17 protein-coding genes and 2 pseudogenes are annotated in these 20637 nt (G+C 71.4%); 8 read left to right on the top strand and 11 right to left on the bottom strand.

Annotation, left to right across the window (positions count from 1 at the left end):
- The first annotated feature begins 53 nt into the window (after positions 1-53).
- On the top strand, positions 54-314 hold the full coding sequence (locus A5694_RS12685; protein ID WP_064922189.1) for a mycoredoxin: 261 nt from the start codon (positions 54-56) through the stop codon (positions 312-314).
- Between the two features lie 14 nt (positions 315-328).
- Here A5694_RS12685 and nudC read toward each other — a convergent pair whose 3' ends face one another.
- Genes nudC through A5694_RS12665 form a run of 4 tightly spaced genes read right to left on the bottom strand, consistent with a single transcriptional unit; the run spans position 329 to position 8768 of the window.
- A complete protein-coding gene (gene nudC / locus A5694_RS12680; protein ID WP_234786355.1) occupies positions 329-1243 on the bottom strand; it encodes an NAD(+) diphosphatase in 915 nt (304 codons plus the stop codon).
- A gap of 52 nt (positions 1244-1295) precedes the next feature.
- Complete coding sequence (locus A5694_RS12675; protein ID WP_064922187.1) at positions 1296-2372, bottom strand: potassium channel family protein; 1077 nt, start codon at positions 2370-2372, stop codon at positions 1296-1298.
- A 55-nt stretch (positions 2373-2427) separates the two neighbouring features.
- Positions 2428-5661, bottom strand: coding sequence for an ATP-dependent DNA helicase (locus A5694_RS12670; RefSeq protein ID WP_064922276.1), 3234 nt, complete (start codon positions 5659-5661; stop codon positions 2428-2430).
- Complete coding sequence (locus A5694_RS12665; protein ID WP_064922277.1) at positions 5658-8768, bottom strand: ATP-dependent helicase; 3111 nt, start codon at positions 8766-8768, stop codon at positions 5658-5660. The genes A5694_RS12670 and A5694_RS12665 overlap by 4 nt, the downstream gene beginning before the upstream one ends.
- Before the next feature lie 58 nt (positions 8769-8826).
- Here A5694_RS12665 and A5694_RS12660 point away from each other — a divergent pair, with 58 nt between their 5' ends.
- Positions 8827-9621, top strand: a complete 795-nt coding sequence (locus A5694_RS12660) for an alpha/beta fold hydrolase (protein ID WP_064922186.1) — start codon at positions 8827-8829, stop codon at positions 9619-9621.
- On the top strand, positions 9621-9917 hold the full coding sequence (locus A5694_RS12655; RefSeq protein ID WP_064922185.1) for an MGMT family protein: 297 nt from the start codon (positions 9621-9623) through the stop codon (positions 9915-9917). The genes A5694_RS12660 and A5694_RS12655 overlap by 1 nt, the downstream gene beginning before the upstream one ends.
- Before the next feature lie 2 nt (positions 9918-9919).
- On the opposite strand, the gene A5694_RS12650 is transcribed toward A5694_RS12655, so the two are convergent.
- The 3 genes from A5694_RS12650 to A5694_RS12640 form a co-directional block, all read right to left on the bottom strand.
- Positions 9920-10774, bottom strand: a complete 855-nt coding sequence (locus A5694_RS12650; RefSeq protein WP_064922184.1) for a TIGR02569 family protein — start codon at positions 10772-10774, stop codon at positions 9920-9922.
- A 51-nt stretch (positions 10775-10825) separates the two neighbouring features.
- Entirely contained in the window at positions 10826-12004 is a 1179-nt protein-coding gene (gene moeZ, locus A5694_RS12645) for an adenylyltransferase/sulfurtransferase MoeZ (RefSeq protein ID WP_064922183.1), read from the bottom strand.
- Between the two features lie 122 nt (positions 12005-12126).
- Positions 12127-13161 (bottom strand): DUF3152 domain-containing protein, encoded by a 1035-nt coding sequence (locus A5694_RS12640; RefSeq protein ID WP_082952644.1) that lies wholly within the window; start codon positions 13159-13161, stop codon positions 12127-12129.
- A 202-nt stretch (positions 13162-13363) separates the two neighbouring features.
- Between A5694_RS12640 and A5694_RS12635 the strand changes: the two genes are divergently transcribed.
- The gene (locus A5694_RS12635) at positions 13364-14050 is read left to right on the top strand and encodes a TetR/AcrR family transcriptional regulator (protein ID WP_064922181.1); all 687 of its coding nucleotides are present in this window, start codon (positions 13364-13366) and stop codon (positions 14048-14050) included.
- Here A5694_RS12635 and A5694_RS12630 read toward each other — a convergent pair.
- Together A5694_RS12630 and A5694_RS12625 are read right to left on the bottom strand one after the other, a co-directional pair.
- Positions 14047-14307, bottom strand: coding sequence for a DUF3107 domain-containing protein (locus A5694_RS12630; RefSeq protein WP_064922180.1), 261 nt, complete (start codon positions 14305-14307; stop codon positions 14047-14049). The genes A5694_RS12635 and A5694_RS12630 overlap by 4 nt on opposite strands.
- 101 nt (positions 14308-14408) lie before the next feature.
- Complete coding sequence (locus tag A5694_RS12625) at positions 14409-15104, bottom strand: ferritin-like fold-containing protein (protein ID WP_064922275.1); 696 nt, start codon at positions 15102-15104, stop codon at positions 14409-14411.
- A 241-nt stretch (positions 15105-15345) separates the two neighbouring features.
- On the opposite strand from A5694_RS12625, the gene A5694_RS12620 reads away from it, so the two are divergent.
- Positions 15346-16863 carry a DEAD/DEAH box helicase gene (locus A5694_RS12620; protein WP_064922179.1) on the top strand — a complete coding sequence of 506 codons (1518 nt, stop codon included), beginning with the start codon at positions 15346-15348 and terminating at the stop codon, positions 16861-16863.
- Between the two features lie 14 nt (positions 16864-16877).
- Complete coding sequence (locus tag A5694_RS12615) at positions 16878-18113, top strand: Rv3212 family protein (RefSeq protein ID WP_064922178.1); 1236 nt, start codon at positions 16878-16880, stop codon at positions 18111-18113.
- A gap of 81 nt (positions 18114-18194) precedes the next feature.
- On the opposite strand, the gene A5694_RS12610 is transcribed toward A5694_RS12615, so the two are convergent.
- Positions 18195-18995, bottom strand: a complete 801-nt coding sequence (locus tag A5694_RS12610; RefSeq protein WP_064922177.1) for a ParA family protein — start codon at positions 18993-18995, stop codon at positions 18195-18197.
- Between the two features lie 131 nt (positions 18996-19126).
- Here A5694_RS12610 and A5694_RS12605 point away from each other — a divergent pair, with 131 nt between their 5' ends.
- A complete protein-coding gene (locus A5694_RS12605; protein ID WP_064922176.1) occupies positions 19127-19723 on the top strand; it encodes an acid phosphatase in 597 nt (198 codons plus the stop codon).
- Positions 19724-19769: 46 nt separating this feature from the next.
- Positions 19770-20480: pseudogene (locus A5694_RS12600) on the top strand (chorismate-binding protein); the annotation flags it as partial.
- Here the strand turns inward: A5694_RS12600 and A5694_RS25265 are convergent.
- Positions 20468-20637 (bottom strand): annotated as a pseudogene (locus tag A5694_RS25265) (chorismate-binding protein); the annotation flags it as partial. The pseudogenes A5694_RS12600 and A5694_RS25265 overlap by 13 nt on opposite strands.

The following is a 20637-nucleotide window of genomic DNA, read 5'->3' as shown; positions in this document are numbered from 1 at the left end:
TCCGACGCCCGGCCGCGAGCGGCCCGGGATCTCAGCGGCTAGCGTTGACAGCTATGACCGTTAGCGATCCGCCGCTCATCATGTACACCACGCAATGGTGCGGGTACTGCCGCCAGCTCAAGAAGGCCCTGGAGAAGTTCGAGATCGGCTACGACGAGATCGATATCGAGTCCGATCCCACCGCCGCCAAGTTCGTCGAGGAGGCCAACGGCGGCAACCGCACCGTGCCGACGCTGCGGTTCGCCGACGGCTCGACGCTGACCAACCCGACCGGTCGCGAGGTCAAGGCGAAGCTGGACCGGCTCAGCGGCTGATTTATTGCCCGGGATCAGCCGGCCCAGGACTCGATGATGGTCCGGGCGATCGAGATCGATCCGGGCAGCAGCAGTTTCGCCTCCGCCGACCCGCCGCTCCAGGCCCCGGCGTCCAGCGCGGCGCGCACCTCGTCGCGGGTGAACCAGTTCGCCTCGGTGATCTCACCGTCGCTGAACACGAACTCCTGCCCCGGGTCGGCGACGGCGTGGAAGCCGACCATCAGCGAGCGCGGGAACGGCCAGGGCTGGCTGCCCAGGTAGCTCACGTCGCGCACGGTGAGCCCGACCTCCTCGTGGACCTCGCGGACCACGCAGGCCTCGAACGACTCGCCGGCTTCGACGAACCCGGCCAGCAGCGAGAACATCCGCACCGGCCAGTTGTGCTGGCGGGCCAGCACGACGCGGTCGGCGCCGTCGTGCACCAGGCAGATCACCGCCGGGTCGATCCGCGGGAACTCCTCGGCTCCGGTGACGGGGTTGACCCGCGCCCACCCGCCGCGCACCGGCTTGGTCGGTGTGCCGTCGACGGCGGAGAACCGTGCGTTCTCATGCCAATTCAGCAGGGCGATGGCCGAGGACACCAGCTGGGCGCTGGTGTCATCGAAGACGTCTCCGATGGCCCGCAGGTCCAGCACGGAGACGTCGGCGCCGGGCGGTGCCTGCAGCGCACCACGGACCGCCCAGACGTGCCGGCCGTCTTCGAGGCGGCCCAGGAACACCGCATCCGGCGGCGGCACATCACCGAGTTCAGCGGCGTCGTGCAGCACCACCCGGCCGTCGGCGACCAGCACCTGGTTGCGGGGGTCGACCCGCAGCAGCGCCGCGGCCGGCCAGCCGGCGACCGCGGCGTCGGTGTCGGTGCGCAACTGGTCGGCCCGGTCGGCCCCGATCCGCGACAGCAGCGGTACCTGGCGCAGCTGGAAACTCAACATTCCTCCTCGTGCCGACCCGCTTCGCCCGGCTTCGCCGCGCTCGCGATCGTCACGGGTTGCCCACCGTGCGCACGTAGAGCAGCCGGTCGCCGGCCTCGATCGCATCCACGTCCGGGGCGTCCAGGCGCAGCAGCTGTCCGTCGCGCACCACGGCAAGCACGATCTCGTTGAGGTGCTTGGCCGACGCGCCGACCTCTTGCTGCTCCACCTCCCGCTCGGCGATGGCGTACCCGGCATCCGGGGTGAGCAGATCCTCGATGATCTCGACCACGTTGGGTGTGGTGGTGGCGACGCCGAGCAGCCGCCCGGCGGTCTCCGAGGACACCACCACCGAGTTGGCGCCGGACTGCTCCAGCAGATGCTGGTTCTCGGCTTCCCGGATGGCGGCCACGATGGTGGCGTTAGGGGCGATCTCGCGGGCGGTCAAGGTCACCAGCGCCGCGGTGGCATCCGACCCGGTGGCCACCACAATCGCCGCCGCGCGCTGCGCGCTGGCCAGCCGCAGCACGTCAGATCTGGTCGCATCGCCGTCCACCGTCACCAGCCCGGCGCTCTTGGCGCGTTCGAGCACGGCCCGGTCGTTGTCGACCACGACGATGTCACTCGGGGTGGTGTCTTCGTCGCCGAGCATTGCGGCGATCGCGGTCTTTCCCTTGGTGCCGTACCCGATGACGATGGTGTGGTCTCGCACTCTTCTCCTCCAACGCTGAATACGGAAGGCCTGTTGGGAAGTCTCGGTGAACGCCTCCACGGTCGTTCCGACCAACAGAATCAGGAACGCGATCCGCAGCGGGGTGATGATCAAAACGTTGATCATCCGGGAGAACTCGGTGATGGGCGTGATGTCGCCGTACCCGGTGGTGGACAGCGTCACCGCCGAGTAATAAAGGCAGTCCAGAAACGTCAGCCGGTCGCCCTGCACGTCGGCGTAGCCGTCCCGGTCGACGTAGACGAAGACCGTCGACACCAACAGGGCCGCCAGCGCGATGAGGCTTCGCCGGTAGACGGTGCGGCCGGGACTGGACTGCCCCTGCGGGATGCGCAGGACGCCGACGAGCGCATGACTGGGTTGGGCGGTCAGCGTCTCGTCGAGACGACGCAGCCGTCGCCAGCTAGCTCCTGCCACGACGGACGGTCACCGGTCAGCCTGACGCACGGACCCACTGTAACCACACCCACGGTCAATGGTTCAGCAGCGCGGCCAGCTCGGCGAAATCGGGCAGTTCATCAGGGACGACGGTGGTGCGGCTGCGGACGTAGTGGAACGCGGCCCGGACCGTGGATTCCGGGCAGCCGGTCAGTGCTGCCCACGCCAGCCGGTACACGCCGAGCTGCACGGTGGCGTGGCGTTGTGCCTCCAGCCCGGCCGGCGCGGCACCGGTCTTCCAGTCCACCACGGTGACGCCGCCGCCCGGCTCGGCGAATACCGCGTCGATGCGGCCACGCACCAGCGTCTGCCCGAAGGCCATCTCGAAGGGCACCTCAACGGCCACCGGTGAGCGGGCCGCCCACGGCGAAGCCAGGAATGCCTCCTGCAGCTCTGCCAGTTCCTGCGCATCGGCCCGGGCCGTGTCGGCATCGGCCGCCCCGGGCAGATCGTCGAGCTCGAAGAGCCGCTCGGCACCGTAGAGCCGCTGCACCCAGTCGTGAAATGCGGTGCCCAGCACCGCATGCGGATCCGGGCGGGTCGGCAGCCGGCGGCTCAGCCGCTGCGCCGCGCCGACCGGGTCGCGGCTCAACTCCACCAGGTTGCTCACCGAGACCTGGCTGGGCAGCGCCGGGGTCCGCGGGACGGCGGCCAGGGCCCGCTCGGCCAGCAGCGCATCGACGTCCGCGGCCCACGGGCTGTTCGGTGCCGTAGCCGGCTCCCCGGCCATCGCGGCGGTGACCAGCGCGGCCCCGGCGGCCACCGCCTCGCGTCGCGCGCCCAGCGGGTCTGCCGGCCATACCGCTTCTGCGGCGTTGTTGCCCAGCGGGTTCGGCTCGCCGTCGGCCGGCGCCGGCGCCCAGTGTTCGACGACACCGGCGCCGGAGTCCTCGATCACCGCTTTGAGTTCGGTCAGGAACTCCGAGGGGCCGCGCGGCTTGCGCTCCCCGATGCCCCAGTGGTGACCGGAGACCAGCAGGGTGTCCTCGGCGCGGGTGACCGCGACGTAGAGCAGCCGGCGCTCTTCATCGACCCGGCGCTGATCCAGCCGGCGCTGATGCTCGGAGATGGTGTCGCTCAGCTGTTTTCGATCGTTGACCGCGGCGGTGTCGAGCACCGGGACACCGTGAGAACCCAGGTCGGCGCGGTCGCCGCGCAGCAGCGGCGGCAGCTCGGCGGCATCGGATAGCCAGCTGCGCCGCGACGCGGTCGACGGAAACACCCGCGCCACCAGGTGCGGTACCGCCACCACCTGCCATTCCAGTCCCTTGGCGGCGTGCACCGTGAGGATCTGGACGCGGTCGGCGGCGACCACCGGTGCGGCCGGCGCCAACCCGTTCTCCACCACGGCGGCCGCATCCAGGTACGCCAGCAGGCCCGGCAGTGACCCCGGGCCGCCGGACCCGTCCACGTAGCCGGCGACCAGGTCGGCGAACGCCTCGAGCTGCTCGGTGCCGGACGCCGGCGCCGCCACCGGCTGCGCGGCGAGCACCTCACAGTCCAGGCCGAGCACCCGGCGCACCTCGGCCACCAGGTCGGGCAGCGGCTGCCACAGGTGGCCGCGCAGCGCGGTCAGCTCCGCGCCCAGTGCGACGATGCGCCGGTAGCCGGTGGCCGAGTAGCGCTCGGCCGGTCCGGGATCGGCGAGCGCGTCCGCCAGGCATGCGGTGTCGGCATCGGGCCCGGCCGCCGCCGCGATCTCGGCGGCCGAGACCTGCCCGACCGCCTCGTCCAGCCGGGCCAACTCGGCGGCACGCCGCCACAGCGCGGCCAGGTCAGCGGCGCCGAGCCGCCACCGCGCGCCGGTCAGCACTCGGATCGCCGCCGCGCCAGCCGTCGGCTCGGAAACCAGCCGCAACATCGCCACCAGGTCAGCGACCTCGGGCACCGACAGCAGCCCGGCCAGGCCGACCACTTCCACCGGAACGCCCCGGGCCCGGATCGCCTCGGCGAACGGCGCGGCATCGGCGTTGCGCCGCACCAGCACCGCCGCGGTGGGCGGCGCGACACCCTCGGCGTCGGCTTGCCGGTAGCGACGCTGCAGCGCCTCGGCGACCCACTCGTGTTCGGCCGTCACGTCGGGCAGTAGCGCCAGCCGCACGTCGCCTGCTGACGCGTCCGGGCGCGGCCGCAGCGTGTGCACCGTGACGGAGCGCCGCCGCGCTTCCGCGGAGACCTCGTTGGCGAGGTGCAGCACCTCCGGCGGATTGCGCCAGCTGGTCCGCAACTCCAGCGTGGGTGCCGGGGTGCCGTCGGAGAGCGGGAAGTCGGTGGCAAAGCGCGGCAAGTTGGTGGCCGAGGCGCCCCGCCAGCCATAGATCGACTGGATCGGGTCGCCGACGGCGGTCAGCGCCAGGCCGTCGTCGACGCCGCCGCCGAACAATGCCGACAACGCGACGCGCTGGGCGTGCCCGGTGTCCTGGTATTCGTCGAGCAGCACCACCCGGTAGCTGGCGCGCAGCCGGGCGCCGACGGAGGCGTCGGCCTGCGCCAGCCGCGCGGCGGTGGCCATCTGGGCACCGAAATCCATCACCCGTTCGGCCCGCATCCGCTGGTGCACGGCATCGATCAGCGGTACCAGCTGGGCGCGTTCGGTCTGGGTGTCGAGCATCTTGAGCAGCGACTGGTTGGGTTCGGCGCGCTGGCGGGGCCCCGGGGGCAGGGTGTGCACCAGCCGCTCGAGCTCCAGGTGGGTGTCTCGCAGCGCGTCGGTGTCCACCAGGTGTTCGGCCAGCTGCCCAGCCAGGCGCAGCACCATGGAGGTGATCGCGGACGGATCCCGGTCGGTGCGCAATTCGCCGGGATAGTTGCTGACCACCTCGAACGCCAGCTGCCATAGCCCGGTCTCGGTGAGCAGCCGGGTGTCGGGTTCGATTCCCAGCAGCAACCCGTGCTCGCGCAGCAGTGCGCCGGCGAACGCGTGGTAGGTGCTGACCGTAGGCGCGGCCGGGCCGGCGCCGCCAGCCGCGGGTTCGGGGACCATCAGGCCGGCGCCGGCCAGCCGGGCCAGCCGGGAACGGACCCGGCGCAGCAGCTGGCCGGCGGCCTTGCGGGTGAACGTCAGCCCCAGCACCTGGCCCGGATCGGCGTAGCCGTTGGCGACCAGCCACACCACCCGGGCGGCCATCGTTTCGGTTTTGCCGGCTCCGGCTCCGGCGATCACCACCAGCGGGCCCGGCGGTGCGGCGATGACCGCGGCCTGCTCTGCGGTGGGCTCATGCAAGCCGAGCGCGGCGGCCAGCTCGCCCGGGTCATAGCGATTCGTCATGCGCCGCTCCCGGTGTGGGCCGGGCAGCTCGGCCGGATCGGGCAGTGCCGGCAACCGTCGTTGGCCCGGGCGGTGAACTCCGGCCCGGCGGTGGCCGCGGCCGCCTGGGCGATCCGGTCCCGCCACTGGCCGGCGGTTTCGCCGGTGAGCGGGTCTTGTTCCCGCTCGGTGGCGCCGCCGGCGCCGGGCTTGGCCGGGTAGACCAGCCGGGCACCGCCGGGCTGCTCGCCGGATCCGACGAGACCGGATTGCACCGCCAGCTGGTAGACGGCCAGCTGCGCGTGCTGTTGCGCGTCGTCTTTGCTGACCGGGGTCTTCGCGGTTTTGACGTCGACAACCACCAGCCGCCCGGCGGCGTCACGCTCGATCCGGTCGATCCGGCCACGTATGCGCACCCCGGCGTCGACCAGCCCATCGAAGGCGACTTCGGTGCCGACCTCGGTGAACTGGTCGCGGGTCTGCGCCCGCCACTCCAGGAACGTCTCGATCATGGCGCGATGCCGCGCGTGCTCGTTGGCCGAATACCACGGCGATTCGACCGGCAGGTGCTGCCAGGCCCGGTCCAACTCCGCCAGCAACTCTGTTGCGCTGCCGGCCGATTCGGCGACAAGCGCATGCATCACCGATCCGATCGTGGAGCGCAGGTCACGACCGTCGGTTCCGCCGTGCCGTTCGCCCAGCCAGCGCAGCGGGCAGTCCAGCAGGCTCTGCAGCGCCGAGGGTGACAGCGTGACGGCGTGCCCGTCATCGGCGCGCCACAGCGGCTCCTGGGTGCTCACCGGCGCCGCGCCGTGCCAGTCGGCCGGGTCGGCGCCGGGCACCCCGGCATGTGCCAGGCGAGCCAGTTGTGTTGCGGCGTCGGCTCGTTCGGAGTCGGTGACGGCTCCGTCCGGGGCGCAGACCACCGCCCGCAGGCGCCCGACGAGCCCGGCCGCCGACAGTACCAGCGGCGCCGCCACCGGTGGCGCCGGCAGCGGGGCGCCGTCGGAGGTGGCGCAGGCCGCGAGTTCGGCGACGAACTCCGACGGGATCTGCTCCTGTGCGCCGCCGGTGTCCCCCTCCCCGTCGACGGCGGTGACGAGCAACCGGCGACGCGCCCGGCCCATCGCCGCCACCAGCAGGCGCCGCTCCTCGGCCAGCAGCGGTGCCCGGGCCGAGACATCGTCACCGAGGCCGTGCAGCGTGTCCAGCAGCCGCTGGGTTCCCAACACGCCGCCGCGCGGAACGGTGTTGGGCCACAGTCCTTCCTGGACACCGGCGATGACGACCAGATCCCACTCCCGCCCGAGCGCGGCATGCGCGCTGAGCACAGTGACCGCTTCGCCACCCGCTGCCGGCTCGGCGCGGGGCATCACCAGTTGCATGGCGGCGACATGGTCAGCAAGCCCCGCCAAGGTGGCACCGGCGGTGCGTGCGGTGTACTGCTCGGCCAGCTCGAACAGTGCGGTCACCGCGTCTAGATCCCGCCCGGCTTGCGCACCGGCCGGCCCGCCGCGCGCGGCCGCCGCCAGCCAGCGTTGCTGCAGCCCGGACCGATTCCAGGCCTGCCACAGCGTATGGTGCGGGTCCCGGCCGGCAGCGTGACTGCGGGCCGCGGCCTGCAGCACCGCGCGTACCCGGCGCAGCGGGCGGGAATACGCGGCCGGCAACTGGCCGGGCTCACCGGACAGCACCGCCGCCAGCCGGTCACCGGGATCGGTTTCCGGGCGGGCCGTGCCGCCACGGCGCAGGAGGCGCTGGACCTGCCGCAGCGAGATCGGATCCATGCGCCCGATCGGGCCGGTGAGCAGATCCAGCGCCCGGCGGCCGTCAACGCCGTCGGCGGCGCACGCCAGCACGGTCAACAGGGCGGCCACCGCCGGCTGCTCGGCCAGCAGGCCCCCGGCGGCCGGGACGGCCACCGGAATGCCGGCGGCGGCCAGGGTGCGCGGCAGGCGGGCCGCCGCGCGCGGCACCGAGCGGACGATCACGGCCATCTGCGACCAGGGCACCTGAGAGATCAGGTGGGCGCGCCGCAGCGTGTCGGCGATCAAGGCGGCCTCGGCCTGCCCGGTGGCCGCGGTGCGCACCGTGACTGAACCGTCCTCGGGCCCGCTGCCCTCGAGGCGGCGGGTCGTGCTCGGCCCGGGCAGCCGCGCGGCGACGGCGTTGATGGCGCGGGCGACCGCCGGGGCGCACCGGTGCGACACCGACAGCTGCACGGTGGGTGCCTCATCGGCCAGCAGGGCGGCGGGTTCGGCACCGCGGAATCCGAACACCGCCTGATCGGGGTCGCCGGCGATGATGGTGCGCTGCACACCGGCGGCGAGCACCCGCACCAGCCGGGCCGCCTGCGGGTCGAGTTGCTGGACGTCGTCGACCAGCAGCAACCGGATCCGGCTGCGTTCCTCGGCAAGCAGGTCCGGGTCGGCCGCGAAGGCCTCCAAGGCGGCTCCCACCAATTCCGCGGCGCCCAGCGCCGGCGTGGTCGCCTGTGGTGCCGCGGTGCCGACCGCAGCGCGAAGCAGCATTACCTGTTCGTACTGCCGGGCGAAACGCCCGGCGGCGGCCCACTCCGGGCGGCGGCACCGCTTGCCCAGCCGGACCAACGCCCCCGGGTCGACGCCACGTTCGGCGCAGCGCGCCATCAAGTCCCGCAGTTCGGTGGCGAACCCGTCGGTGGCCAGCGCCGCGTGCAAGGACGGCGGCCAGGCCCCGGCGCCGTCACCGGCGAGCAGTTCCCGGATAACACTGTCCTGTTCGGCCCCGGTGACCAGCCGCGGCGGTGCGGCCTCGGCCCGCCGCGCCGCGCGCTGCAGCACCGCGAAGGCATAGCCGTGCACGGTACGAACCAGCGGTTCCCTGACCGCCCGGGCGGATCCGGGACTGCCCGCCGCCAGCACCTTGGCGGTCAGCGCACCACGGACCGCCGCCGGTAGCCGCCCCGATCCCGTCAGCAGCAGCACCGAGTTCGCATCCGTCCCGGCGGCGACGTGTGCCGCGGCGACCTCGACCAGCAGGCTGGTCTTGCCGGTCCCCGGGCCGCCGCGCACCCGCAGCACGCCACGCGCGCACGGGTCCAGCGCCGCGGCGGCCTCGGCGGCAAGCGACCCCCAGTGCTGTGTCATACCGCCCATGACAGCACCGCCCTCCGACAATCCCGGCCGCGGCTGGCACCATCGACGGGTGAATTCCGATCATCGACTGCATGTGCACCGCTACGGCCCGGCGGGACCGGTGCGCATTCTGGCGATCCACGGCCTGACCGGGCACGGTCAACGCTGGCAGCAGCTGGCCGACGAGCACCTGGCTGAATTCAGCGTCGCCGCACCGGATCTGATCGGGCACGGCCGCTCGTCGTGGGCGGCCCCGTGGACCATCGACGCCAATGTCAAAGAGCTGACCGCGCTGCTCGAGCGCTCCGCCGATGGCCCGGTGCTGGTCGTCGCGCATTCGTTCGGCGGTGCCGTCGCCTTGCATCTGGCCGCAGCCCGTCCGGATCTGGTGGCCGCCCTGGTCCTGCTCGACCCGGCGATCGGCCTGGACGGCCAATGGATGGCCGAGATCGCCGACGCGATGCTGGCCTCACCGGACTATCCCGACCCCGCCGAAGCCCGGGCCGAAAAGGAGCACGGCTCCTGGTCGGACGTCGACGCCGCCGTCCTGGACGCCGAACTCGACGAACACCTGATCGCATTGCCCAGCGGGCGCTACGCCTGGCGGATCAGCGTGCCCGCGATGATGTCGTACTGGAGCGAACTGGCCCGCGACATCGTGCTACCGGAGCCGGGCACACCGACCACGCTGGTGCGGGCACGCCGCACGTCGCCGCCGTATGTGCGCGAGGATCTCATCGCGGCGCTGCGTGACCGACTCGGTCCTGACCTCCGGCTGGTGGACATCGATTGCCAGCACATGGTGCCCCACGCCAGACCCGCGGAGGTCGCCGCGCTGATCCGTGACCTCCTGCCGGTGACATGATGGCAGCGGTCACCGACGAGCAGGTCGAGCGGGTGCGCGCGCTGGTCGCCGCGATCCCTGCCGGCCGGGTCGCCACCTATGGCGACATCGCTTCCGCGGCAGGGCTTTCCAATCCCCGTATCGTCGGATGGATCATGCGCACCGATTCTTTTGACCTGCCCTGGCATCGGGTGATCCGGGCGTCCGGGCGACCGGCGGCGCACCTGAGCACCGAACAACTCGAACGGCTTCGCGCCGAAGGGGTTCTGGCCGTCGACGGCCGGGTGGACCTGCGCACCGCGCGGCACCGGTTCTGACGCTACAGCGCCAAGCGCACCAGCGCCGCCGTGCGCGCCAGGCCGGGGAACGCCTCGGCCGTCGACCGCGGGTGCAGAGCGTGCACGGCGAGCCGGAACATCAACGCGCGCAACAGCATCTGCGGCCATTCCGGCAGCGACTCCCAGCGCTCGATGAGCCCGTCGTCGGCGTCACCCCACGACAGGGCGTCCACCACCACCACACCGGCGGCCCAGGACGGCGGACGCCAGTACGGCGTGATGTCGGTGACGCCGGGCGCCGCCGCGCCGGAGAACAGCACCGTGCCGTACAGATCGCCGTGCACCAACTGGCTCGCACTCTTGGTGGGCTTGCGCAACGTGGCGAGTTGGTTGATCAGGTCGATCGACCGCTGACCGTCCACCGAGCCCGGGGCCAGCCGGGCGCCGGTCTGCAGCGAGGCGAACGGCCGGTCCTCCCACGCGGCCCGGTCGGCGGCGATGAACACGTCGACGTCGGCCCACGGCGCCACCGGCGCCTGGGTGAGGAAACGGGGCCGCTCCAGCTTCGCGGTGGCCTCATGCAGCCGAACCGCCGCCGAGACCACCTCGTCGTGCCGGGGCTCGGGGCTGCCGGCGACGAAGGTGTCCGCGCGCCAGCCCGACACCACATAGCGGCCGTCGGTGGAGCGCACCGGCCGGGCCAGCCGGATGCCGTCGGCGAACAGCGTCTCGCGGACCTTCGCCGACCACGCGGCCCGGGCGTGGTCGGCGACCATCGACACCACCACTTCCCCGCACTTCCAGCCGTCCTCCCAGCCGGCGCCCAGGGGCACCGGGTCCACGCTGCGAAGGCCGAACGTCGCCAGCACGTGTTCAGGCGGCGGCTCGACAGTCACGCGACAAGCCTATGCGGTCCGGGCCGGGGCGTCGGGGAGCCTCGCCGGGCGTCAGTACATCACCATGTCGGGCTGCATCTGCTTGGCCCACGCCACAATTCCCCCCTGCAGATGCACGGCATTGGCGAAACCGGCCTTCTTCAGCGTCGCCAACGCCTCCGCCGAGCGGACACCGGTCTTGCAGTACAGCACCGACATCCGGTCCTGCGGCAGGGCCGCCAACCCCTCGCCGGTGTTGATCGTCGACTGCGGAACCAGCCGGGCCCCCTCGATCCGGTTGATCTCCCATTCCGCCGGTTCGCGCACGTCGATCAGCGCCAGCTTCCGCCCGGAGTCCAGCAGCGCACGCAGCTCGGCCGGGGTGATGGTGGACCCGGCCGCCGCGTCGGCCGCCTCGTCGGAGACCGCCCCGCAGAACGCCTCGTAGTCGATCAGCTCGGTGATCTTGGGCGTGGAGGGATCCTTGCGGATCGCGATGGTGCGGTAGCTCATCTCCAGGGCGTCGTAGATCATCAGCCGGCCCAGCAGCGGGTCCCCGATTCCGGTGATCAGCTTGATCGCTTCGGTGCCCATCACCGACCCGACCGATGCGCACAAAATCCCCAGTACCCCGCCCTCGGCGCACGACGGCACCATCCCGGGCGGCGGGGGCTCGGGGTACAGGTCGCGGTAATTGAGACCCCGTCCGTCCGGTGCGTCCTCCCAGAACACCGAGATCTGGCCCGCGAAGCGGAAGATCGACCCCCACACGTAGGGCTTGTGCGCCAGCACCGCGGCATCGTTGACCAGATAGCGAGTGGCGAAGTTGTCGGTGCCGTCCAGGATCAGGTCATATTGCTCGAACAGTTCGACGGCGTTGTCCGGCTGAAGCCGGACCTGGTGCAGCTGCACGTTGACCAGCGGGTTGACCTCGTTGATCGAGTCGCGGGCACTTTCGGCCTTCGACCGGCCGATATCGGAGACACCGTGGATGACCTGGCGGTGCAGATTGGATTCCTCGACGACGTCGAAGTCGACGATTCCGATGGTGCCGACACCGGCGGCCGCCAGGTACAGCAGCGTCGGCGCGCCGAGCCCACCCGCGCCGATCACCAGCACCCGGGCGTTCTTGAGCCGCTTCTGCCCCTGCACGCCGACGTCCGGGATGATCAGGTGGCGGCTGTAGCGCGCCACCTCTTCCTTGGTCAGTTCACCGGCCGGTTCCACCAGCGGCGGCAGTGAATTCGACACCGAGAGTCTCCTCAAGATCGCTTCCACTCACCATCACAGCAGCTGCTGGGGTCAACGACAAACGGCTCGCGACGCTTCCCCCACCACCGCGCCTCCCCAGCGCCGGGAAGACCGGTGCCGGTTCAGGGGATCGGAGCGGGCCACGGGTTGAACCGGCAGGTCTTGCCGTCGGGCTTGACCCAGTCCGGGTCGAACTTCGCCGCATCGTCATTGGAGGTGCCGAACGTCTGCTGCATCATCACGGGCGCCAGGGCATCCTGCTTTTCGCACGGCTCGTGGTGCTGGTAGCCGATGGCGTGACCGACCTCGTGGTTGATCAGGTACTGCCGGTAGGAGCCGATATCCCCCTGGAAGGGCACCGCCCCGCGCACCCAGCGGGCCTCGTTGATGAACACCCGCGGTTCCGACCTCGCCCCGTAGGACGGGTTGTAGCAGGACGCTTCCAGCGGGATCTCGTAGCCGCAGCCCTCCCGGACCGTCATCGGTGAGGTCAGCGAGATCCGGAAATCAGGGTCGACCCCGCTGGTCGCGTCGACTCGGACGAACCCGATCTGCGGTGTGTGCGTCCACCCCTTGGGGTTGCGCAAGGTCTGGTCGACCATCCGGGCGAACGCCTCGTCGCCGCCGAAGGCGGTCGTGTCGATGCCGTTCTCCACCTCGATGGTGTAGGCGAACACCTTCTCGGTGCCCCGGCCGAACACCGGCACGGTGCCCGGAATGATGTGCCAGGCCATGTCACCGGCTTCGGTGAACGGCCCACCATCGGGCAGCACGCCGGTCGGCAGGTTGACGTCGAATTCGGTGAGGCCGCGTGGTGGCGCGCCGATGATCGAGGTGCCGGCCGAGCCGATTGTCGGCGGGCCCTGGACCGGCTCGTCGATCTCCGAGGCCCGCACGCCGGTGCCGGTCACGGTCTGATACACCACCACGACGGTGAGCACCATCAGCACCGGCAGGGCGTAGGCGCGCCAGCCGTAGGTGGACACGAACCTGCCCAGCCAGCTCTGCTTGCGCCACTGCCGGTGCACGTCGCGGTCGGACCGCAACCGGCCGGCGCCGGCGGCCAGCGGGTCACGTTGCGCGCGCAGGGGTTCGCGGAAACGATCCCGAAGCACCGGGGCTCGACCGCCGCCACGTTGCCCCGGGTCGTAGGTCACCGTCCCAGAATGACACAAGCACTGCGAGCTGGGACTCTCCGCCGCGCCCTGCAGCGCCGGTCCGGGCCGTCGCGCGACGATCGACGCCGCGTTGATGGATGTCGCTGATGGAAGTGAAGGGTGCAGCGCGTAGTCTCGCTGTCACGCACCGGCCGTCGGATGCCCATTCCCTCGGCCGCGGAGAACCCGGATTGAGGAGTCGATGAGCAAACCGATCGACACGGCCGAGCGGGGTGGCGCCAAGCCGGCCGGCCGCGGCCCGGCCACCGCCAAGGCGCCGGCGGCCGCCGGCCGTCGGGGCAGCCGACTGCCCCGCGACGAGCGGCGCGGCCAGCTGCTGATCGCCGCCAGTGAGGTGTTCGTCGACCGTGGCTACCACGCCGCCGGCATGGACGAGATCGCCGACCGTGCCGGTGTCAGCAAACCGATTCTGTACCAGCACTTCGCGTCGAAGCTGGAGCTGTATCTGGCCGTGCTGGCCCGGCACGTGGAGAACCTGGTCTCCGGTGTGCGCCAGGCGTTGCGGACCACCACCGACAACCGCCAGCGGCTGCGCTCGGCGGTGCAGGCGTTCTTCGACTTCATCGAGCACGACGGCCAGGGTTACCGGCTGATCTTCGAGAACGACAACGTCGCCGAACCGCAGGTGGCGGTCCAGGTGCGGGTCGCGACCGAGTCATGCATCGACGCGATCTTCGACCTGGTCAGCCATGACTCCGGCCTGGACCCGCACCGTGCCCGGATGGTGGCCGTGGGGCTGGTCGCGATCAGCGTCGACTGCGCCCGCTACTGGCTCGACAGCGACCGCCCGATCTCCAAGGAAGACGCCGTCGAGGGCACGGTGGCGTTCGCCTGGGGCGGACTGTCACACGTGCCCCTCACCCGCTAGCTGGCTCCGGTAGCGGCGTCAGAACCGATACCGAAGCCGACCCGCCGGCTGTCGGCGATGCCGATCTCGACGTAGGCGATCTTGGCGGTCTGCACCAGGAACCGCCGGCCCTTCTCGTCGGTGAGGGACAACAGCCCTGGCTGGTCCGATCCCTGGCTGAGCGCGGTGGTGACCAGTTTCTCGACTTCATCTGGCGTCTGCGCGCTGCTGATGACCAGTTCGCGCGAACTGTCAGTGACCCCGATCTTGACCTCCACGCCGGCCCCTTTCGTGTCGCGGTGGGCGTTGTTAAGCAGGCTAGTGGACGGCCACGGGGTTGGAACGCACCGGCCGTTCGCCGTCGGCGATAACCGACCGGTTAGGCCAGCCCGAGTTCCCGCATGCGCTCGTCGTGGGTGTGCTGGACCCGTTCGAAGAACCCGGCCAGGTGGCTCAGCCCGGCGGCGCCGGAGATCACCAGATCGACGAGTTCGTCGTGGTCGGCCAGCACGTACTGCGCCTGGGTGATCGCCTCGCCGAGCAGCCGCCGTGACCACAGCGCCAGCCGGCTGCGTTGTTTGGCGCTGGAGGTGATCGCGCTGCGCACCTCGTCGACGACGAACTGGGAGTGCTTGGTCTCGGCGAGCACCGCCCGCACCACGTCGGCCGCCTCGTCGGGCAGGCCGTCGGCGATCTCCAGGTAGAAGTCGGCGGCCATCGCGTCACCGACGTAGGTCTTGACCAGAGCCTCCAGCCAGGTGCTGGGCATCGTCAGCCGGTGGTAGTTGTCCAGGGCGGTGGCATATTTCGACATCGCCGCCACCACGTCGACACCGCGGCTGGCCAGGGCTTCGCGCAACAACTCGAAGTGACCCATCTCGGCGGCGGCCATGGCCGCCATCGAGATCCGCCCACGCAGGTCGGGTGCCATGCGGGCCTCGTCGGTGAGCCGATAGAACGCCGCTACCTCGCCGTAGGCGAGCAGGGCGAAAAGCTCAGTGACACCGGGATGATCGGCGGACAGCCGCGGCTGCGAAGCCTGCTCCACCGGATCGGCTGAGGGAACCGAATTCATCACCACACTGTAGGCGTTCCGCCGCATTGGACCGATGCCCGGCCCGACCAGGTAGTATGGCTACCAGGCAGTGCCGGTTCGGCGCTGCCGCGCAATGTGCGTACACGCGGTTGGCCCGCCTGCTCGGCGAGTGCAGGGCCCCGAATCGGCAAGTAAGTATCGACCGTCACAGCGTGTGCGCCCCGACCACACCGCGATCGACCTACCTACCGCGCCGACTTCGAAAGGCACCTGCCAGCGCATGACCCCGCTTATCGCCACCACCCGTCCCACTACTCCCCCGAGCTTCACCGAACTGGGCGTCCGCGACGAAATCGTCCGCGCACTCGCCGAGGACGGCATCGAGCACGCCTTCGCGATCCAAGAGCTGACCCTGCCGCTGGCCCTGGCCGGCGACGATCTGATCGGCCAGGCCCGCACCGGCATGGGCAAGACCTACGGCTTCGGCATCCCGCTGCTGCAGCGGATCACCACCAGCCCGGACCGGCCGCTGACCGGGGCGCCCCGCGCGTTGGTGGTGGTGCCCACCCGCGAGCTGTGCATCCAGGTCTCCGGCGACCTGGCCGACGCGGCCAAATACCTGACCGCCGGGGACCGTCCGCTCTCGGTGCAGGCCATCTACGGCGGCCGGCCCTACGAGCCGCAGATCGAGGCGCTGCAGGCCGGCGCCGACGTGGTGGTCGGCACCCCGGGCCGGCTGCTGGACCTGGCCCAGCAGGGCCACCTGCAGCTGGGTGGGCTGTCGGTGCTGGTGCTCGACGAGGCCGATGAAATGCTGGACCTGGGCTTTCTGCCCGACATCGAGCGCATCCTGGCCCGCATCCCCGACGACCGGCAGTCGATGCTGTTCTCGGCGACCATGCCCGGCCCGATCATCACGTTGGCCCGCAGCTTCATGAACCAGCCCACCCACATCCGCGCCGAGGCGCCGCACTCCTCGGCGGTGCACGACGCGACCGAGCAGTTCGTCTACCGGGCCCACGCACTGGACAAGGCGGAGTTGGTCGCCCGGGTGCTGCAGGCCCGCGGGCGCGGCGCCACGATGATCTTCACCCGCACCAAGCGGACCGCGCAGAAGGTGGCCGACGACCTGGGCGAGCGCGGCTTCAAAGTGGGCGCGGTGCACGGCGATTTGGGGCAGGTGGCCCGGGAGAAAGCGCTGAAGTCCTTCCGGTCCGGTGACATCGATGTGCTGGTGGCCACCGACGTGGCTGCCCGTGGCATCGACATCGACGACGTCACGCACGTCATCAACTACCAATGCCCCGACGACGAGAAGACCTATGTGCACCGCATCGGCCGCACCGGCCGGGCCGGGCGCACCGGGGTCGCGGTCACCTTGGTCGACTGGGACGAGCTGGCCCGCTGGACGCTGATCGACAAGGCCCTGAACCTGTGCTGCCCGGACCCGGCGGAGACCTATTCCAGCTCGCCGCACCTCTACACCGAGCTGAACATCCCCGCCGAAGCCAGCGGCACCGTCGGCAAACCGACCCGGTCGCCGGCCAAGCGGGCCGATAGCGAAGACCGCGAGCGCCGCGAGAGCTCGGCCGATCGGCAGCGGGCGCCGCGTAACCCCACCCGCAAGCGGCGGCGTACCCGCGGTGGGCAGGCGAACGGCACCGCCAGCGCCGGGCAGGCCGTCGAGACGGCTGAGACCGCCAGCACCGCCCCCTCCGACGCTAACGGGCCCAGTGCGCCGCGCCGCCGCCGTCGCCGGCGGCCAAGCAAGCCCGCGGCCGCGGTGAACGGCAGCTGAGCCGGGCCGCCGAGATGGTGCGACCGGAGCGCCGCACCGCCGGCGATCTGGTGGCCGCAGCGGTGATCGCGGTCGCCGTCGTCGTCGCCGGCGTGATCGTCTGGTGGACCAGTGACGCCCGCGCCACCGTCAGCCGGCCGGCGACGGACTCATCGACCAATCCCCCATCGGCCGCTATGGTGCCGGCGTCGCTGACCCAGCTCTGGACGGCCGCCAGCCCGGTCACCACGGCGCCGGTGATGGTGTCCGGCACGGTGATCACCGGCGACGGGCCGCAGCTGACCGGCCGCGACCCGGTCACCGGCGAGGAACGCTGGAGCTATGCCCGCGGGGTCGATCTGTGCGCCGTGTCCTGGATCTACCGCTATGCCGTCGCGGTGTATCCCGATGCCCGCGGCTGCGGTCAGGTCAGCACGGTCGTCGCCGCCACCGGCTGGCGCGGTCCGGCTCGAACCAGTTACGCCGATAAGAAGGTGACCGTCACCTCCGAGGGCAGTGCGGTGCTCTCGGCCGGACCCACCCGCCTGGAACTGTGGCGCTCGGACCTGGTCCGGGTGCTGTCCTACGGGGAGATCGACGCCCGGGTCAAACCGTCAGCTCGCGGCCGCGGCCAGGGCTGCACCCTGGTGTCGGCGGCCGCGGCCTCGTCGGCGGTCTCGGTGCTCGAATCCTGTCCCGGGCAAGACGATCTGCAACTGACGCTGCTGCGCCCCGGGAAGGAAGAAGACGAGCCGGAGCGCCAGCATGTCCCCCAGCCGGGGGTGGCCGCCGACTCCGGTGCCCGGGTGCTGGCGGTGACCGACTCCGATACCGGCGCCAACACCGCGGTCTATCTGCCCACACCGCGGCCGCGGGTGGAAGTAGTCGACCAGACCGGCACCAGGATCGCCACGACGCTGCTGCCGGGCAAGGCCAGCCCCGACAGCGCGGCCCTGCAGGTGTCCCGGCCCACCGGGTTGGTGTGCTGGTGGACCGGTGACGCGGTGATGGTGTTCGACGCCGGCACCCTGACTTACCGCTACACCGTCCCGGCGGCCGGGGCCGCGGCGCCGTTGGGGCCGGCAGCACTGATGGCCAATCGGCTGCTGATACCGGTGACCGGCGGGGTCGGTGTCTTCGACCAGCGCACCGGCGCACCCGAACGCGTCATCCCGGTCAGTCGCCCGCCCGGGACGCGGGCGGTGTTTCCGGCAGTCTCGGGTCCCACGGTGCTGGAGCAGCGCGGCGACACCGTGGTCGCGCTGGGTTGAGCTACCGCGCGAGCGTGCACGGCGGTACAGCCCAACCCGGCGTGTCGCCAAACAGACACGCATGCTCTCCGCCGGGAACGGCTAGACCTCGGGGGTGAAGGTCGGTAGCGCCGTGCCCTTCTGCCAGTGCTTGAGCAGCGCTTCGGCCAGCTCCCGATACGCCTGGGCCCCTTTGTTCTTGCGTCCCGCGATCACCGACGCACCCGATGCGCTGGCCTCGGCGAACCGCACGGTGCGCGGGATCGGCGGGCCCAGCACCGCCAGGCCGTACCGGTCGGCGATGTCGAGCAGCACATCGCGGGTGTGGGTGGTGCGCGAGTCGTACAGCGTCGGCAACGCACCCAGCAGGCGCAGCTTCGGATTGGTGATCTGCTGGACGTCGGCCACCGTGCGCAGGAACTGACCGACGCCGCGATGGGCCAGGGTCTCGCACTGCAGCGGCACGATCACCTCGCCGGCCGCGGTGAGCCCGTTGAGGGTGAGCACCCCCAGCGACGGCGGGCAGTCGATGACCGCCACGTCGAACTCGCCGTCCAGCTTGGCCAGCGCGCGCTGCAGGGCATACTCGCGGCCGGCCCGCATCAGCAGCATCGCCTCGGCGCCGGCCAGATCGATGTTGGCCGGCAGCAGCGTCATGCCTTCGTCGGTCGACACCAGCGCGGCATTGGGCTCGACCTCGCCGAGCAGCACCTCGTGCACCGACACCGGCAGCTTGTCGGGGTCGTGCCCCAGGGAGAAGGTCAGGCAGCCCTGCGGATCGAGGTCGACCAGCAACACCCGCTGGCCCAGTTCGGCCATCGCCGCCCCCAGGGACGCCACCGTCGTGGTCTTGGCCACGCCCCCTTTCTGATTGGCAACCGCCAATATCCGCAGCTGACTCATGTGGCGCCGCCCCTCTCCGGTGGTACCCCCACATCGGTTCCTCCCTTTGCACCACCGCCATACTGGCACGGCTTGCGGCCCGGCAGCACCAAACGCGGCTCGGTGTCCGCCGTCGGGCAGAATCGACGGGCGTGGGCATCGAGGAGCACCGACTGCTGCTGTTGCGCCACGGTGAAACCGAGTGGTCAAAAGGCGGGCAGCACACCGGGCGCAGCGATTTGGCGCTGACCGACACCGGCCGGCGCCAAGCAGTCGCCGCCCGCGCAACGCTGGCCAAACTGCGGCTGGACAACCCGCTGGTGGTCTCCAGCCCGCGCCGGCGCGCCCAGGTCACCGCCGAGCTCGCCGGGCTGCACGTCGACGAAGTCTCCGACGACCTCGCCGAATGGGACTACGGCCGCTACGAGGGTCTGACCACCGCGCAGATCAGGGAATCCGAATCCGACTGGTTGATCTGGACGCACGGCAGCGCGGGCGGTGAAACCGTGGCACAGGTCAGCGATCGCGCCGACCGGGCGGTGGCGTTGGCGCTGCGGCAGCTGGTCGCGCGTGACGTGGTCTTCGTCGGGCACGGTCACTTCTCCCGGGCGGTGATCACCCGTTGGCTCGAGCTGCCGTTGGCCGACGGTGCGCGTTTCGGCATGCCCGCAGCGTCGATCGCGGTCTGCGGATTCGAGCACGGGGTACGCCAGCTCACCGCACTCGGGCTGACCGGGCCGGGAGCCTGAGCTGACGACGCCGACGACCCCGACGACGCCGACGGCACCGGCGTTCGTGCTGTCCGGACCGGCCGGGACACTGGTGGCCGACGAAGCCGTGACCGGATTCTGCGATGTCGCCGACGCGCAGGCCGCGCTGGCGTCCGGTGAGGCACCAATTGTGGTGGGCGCGTTGCCTTTCCGCCCGGATGGCGCTGCCGCCCTGTTCGCCCCGGCCCGGGTGCGTCACGATGACGCGCTGCGAGCCCCCGCTGCGGCACTGCCCACGGTGCGCATCGTGGCGCAGCTGCCGGAGCCCGACGAGCACCGGGCCCGGATCCGCCGGGCTCTGCACGAACTGACCGCGACGCAGGGGGCGCTGCGCAAAGTGGTGCTGGCCCGCGGCCTGCGACTGGCCGCCGACGCGCCGTTGGACACCGGTACCGTGCTGCGCCGGTTGATCGCCGCCGATCCGAGCGGCTACGGCTATCTGGTCGACCTGAGCGCTGCCGGGGACGCCTACGCCGGGGCGGTCCTGGTGGGCGCCAGCCCCGAGTTGCTGGTCGCCCGCGACGGCGACCGGGTGACCTGCCGCCCGTTCGCCGGCTCGGCACCCCGCTCGCCCGACCCGGCCGTCGATGCCGCCAACGGGGCCGCGCTGGCCGAATCCGGCAAGAACCGCCACGAGCATCAGTTGGTCGTCGACCAGTTGCGCACCGCGCTCGAACCGCTGTGCACCGAACTCGACATCGCACCGGCGCCGCGGCTGACCGGCACCGCCGCGGTCGGGTGCAGCGCCAGTGCCAAATCCAGTGCGGTGGTGGCGGTGTCGCGGAGCCGGCCGGTGATCGGGCTGCTCAGGTGCCAGACCGCGGCGGTGCCGGTCAGCCGCGGCGCCGGTGCGATGTCGAGTTCGGTGCACAGCGGTTCGAGCGCGGTGCGCA

Origin of the sequence: Mycolicibacter sinensis (genome assembly GCF_001667945.1) — a bacterium.
In the GTDB taxonomy this organism is placed as follows: Bacteria; Actinomycetota; Actinomycetes; order Mycobacteriales; family Mycobacteriaceae; genus Mycobacterium; species Mycobacterium sinense_B.
Note: the sequence above shows the minus strand (reverse complement) of the source record. Positions and strands in the feature narration are given on the sequence as shown.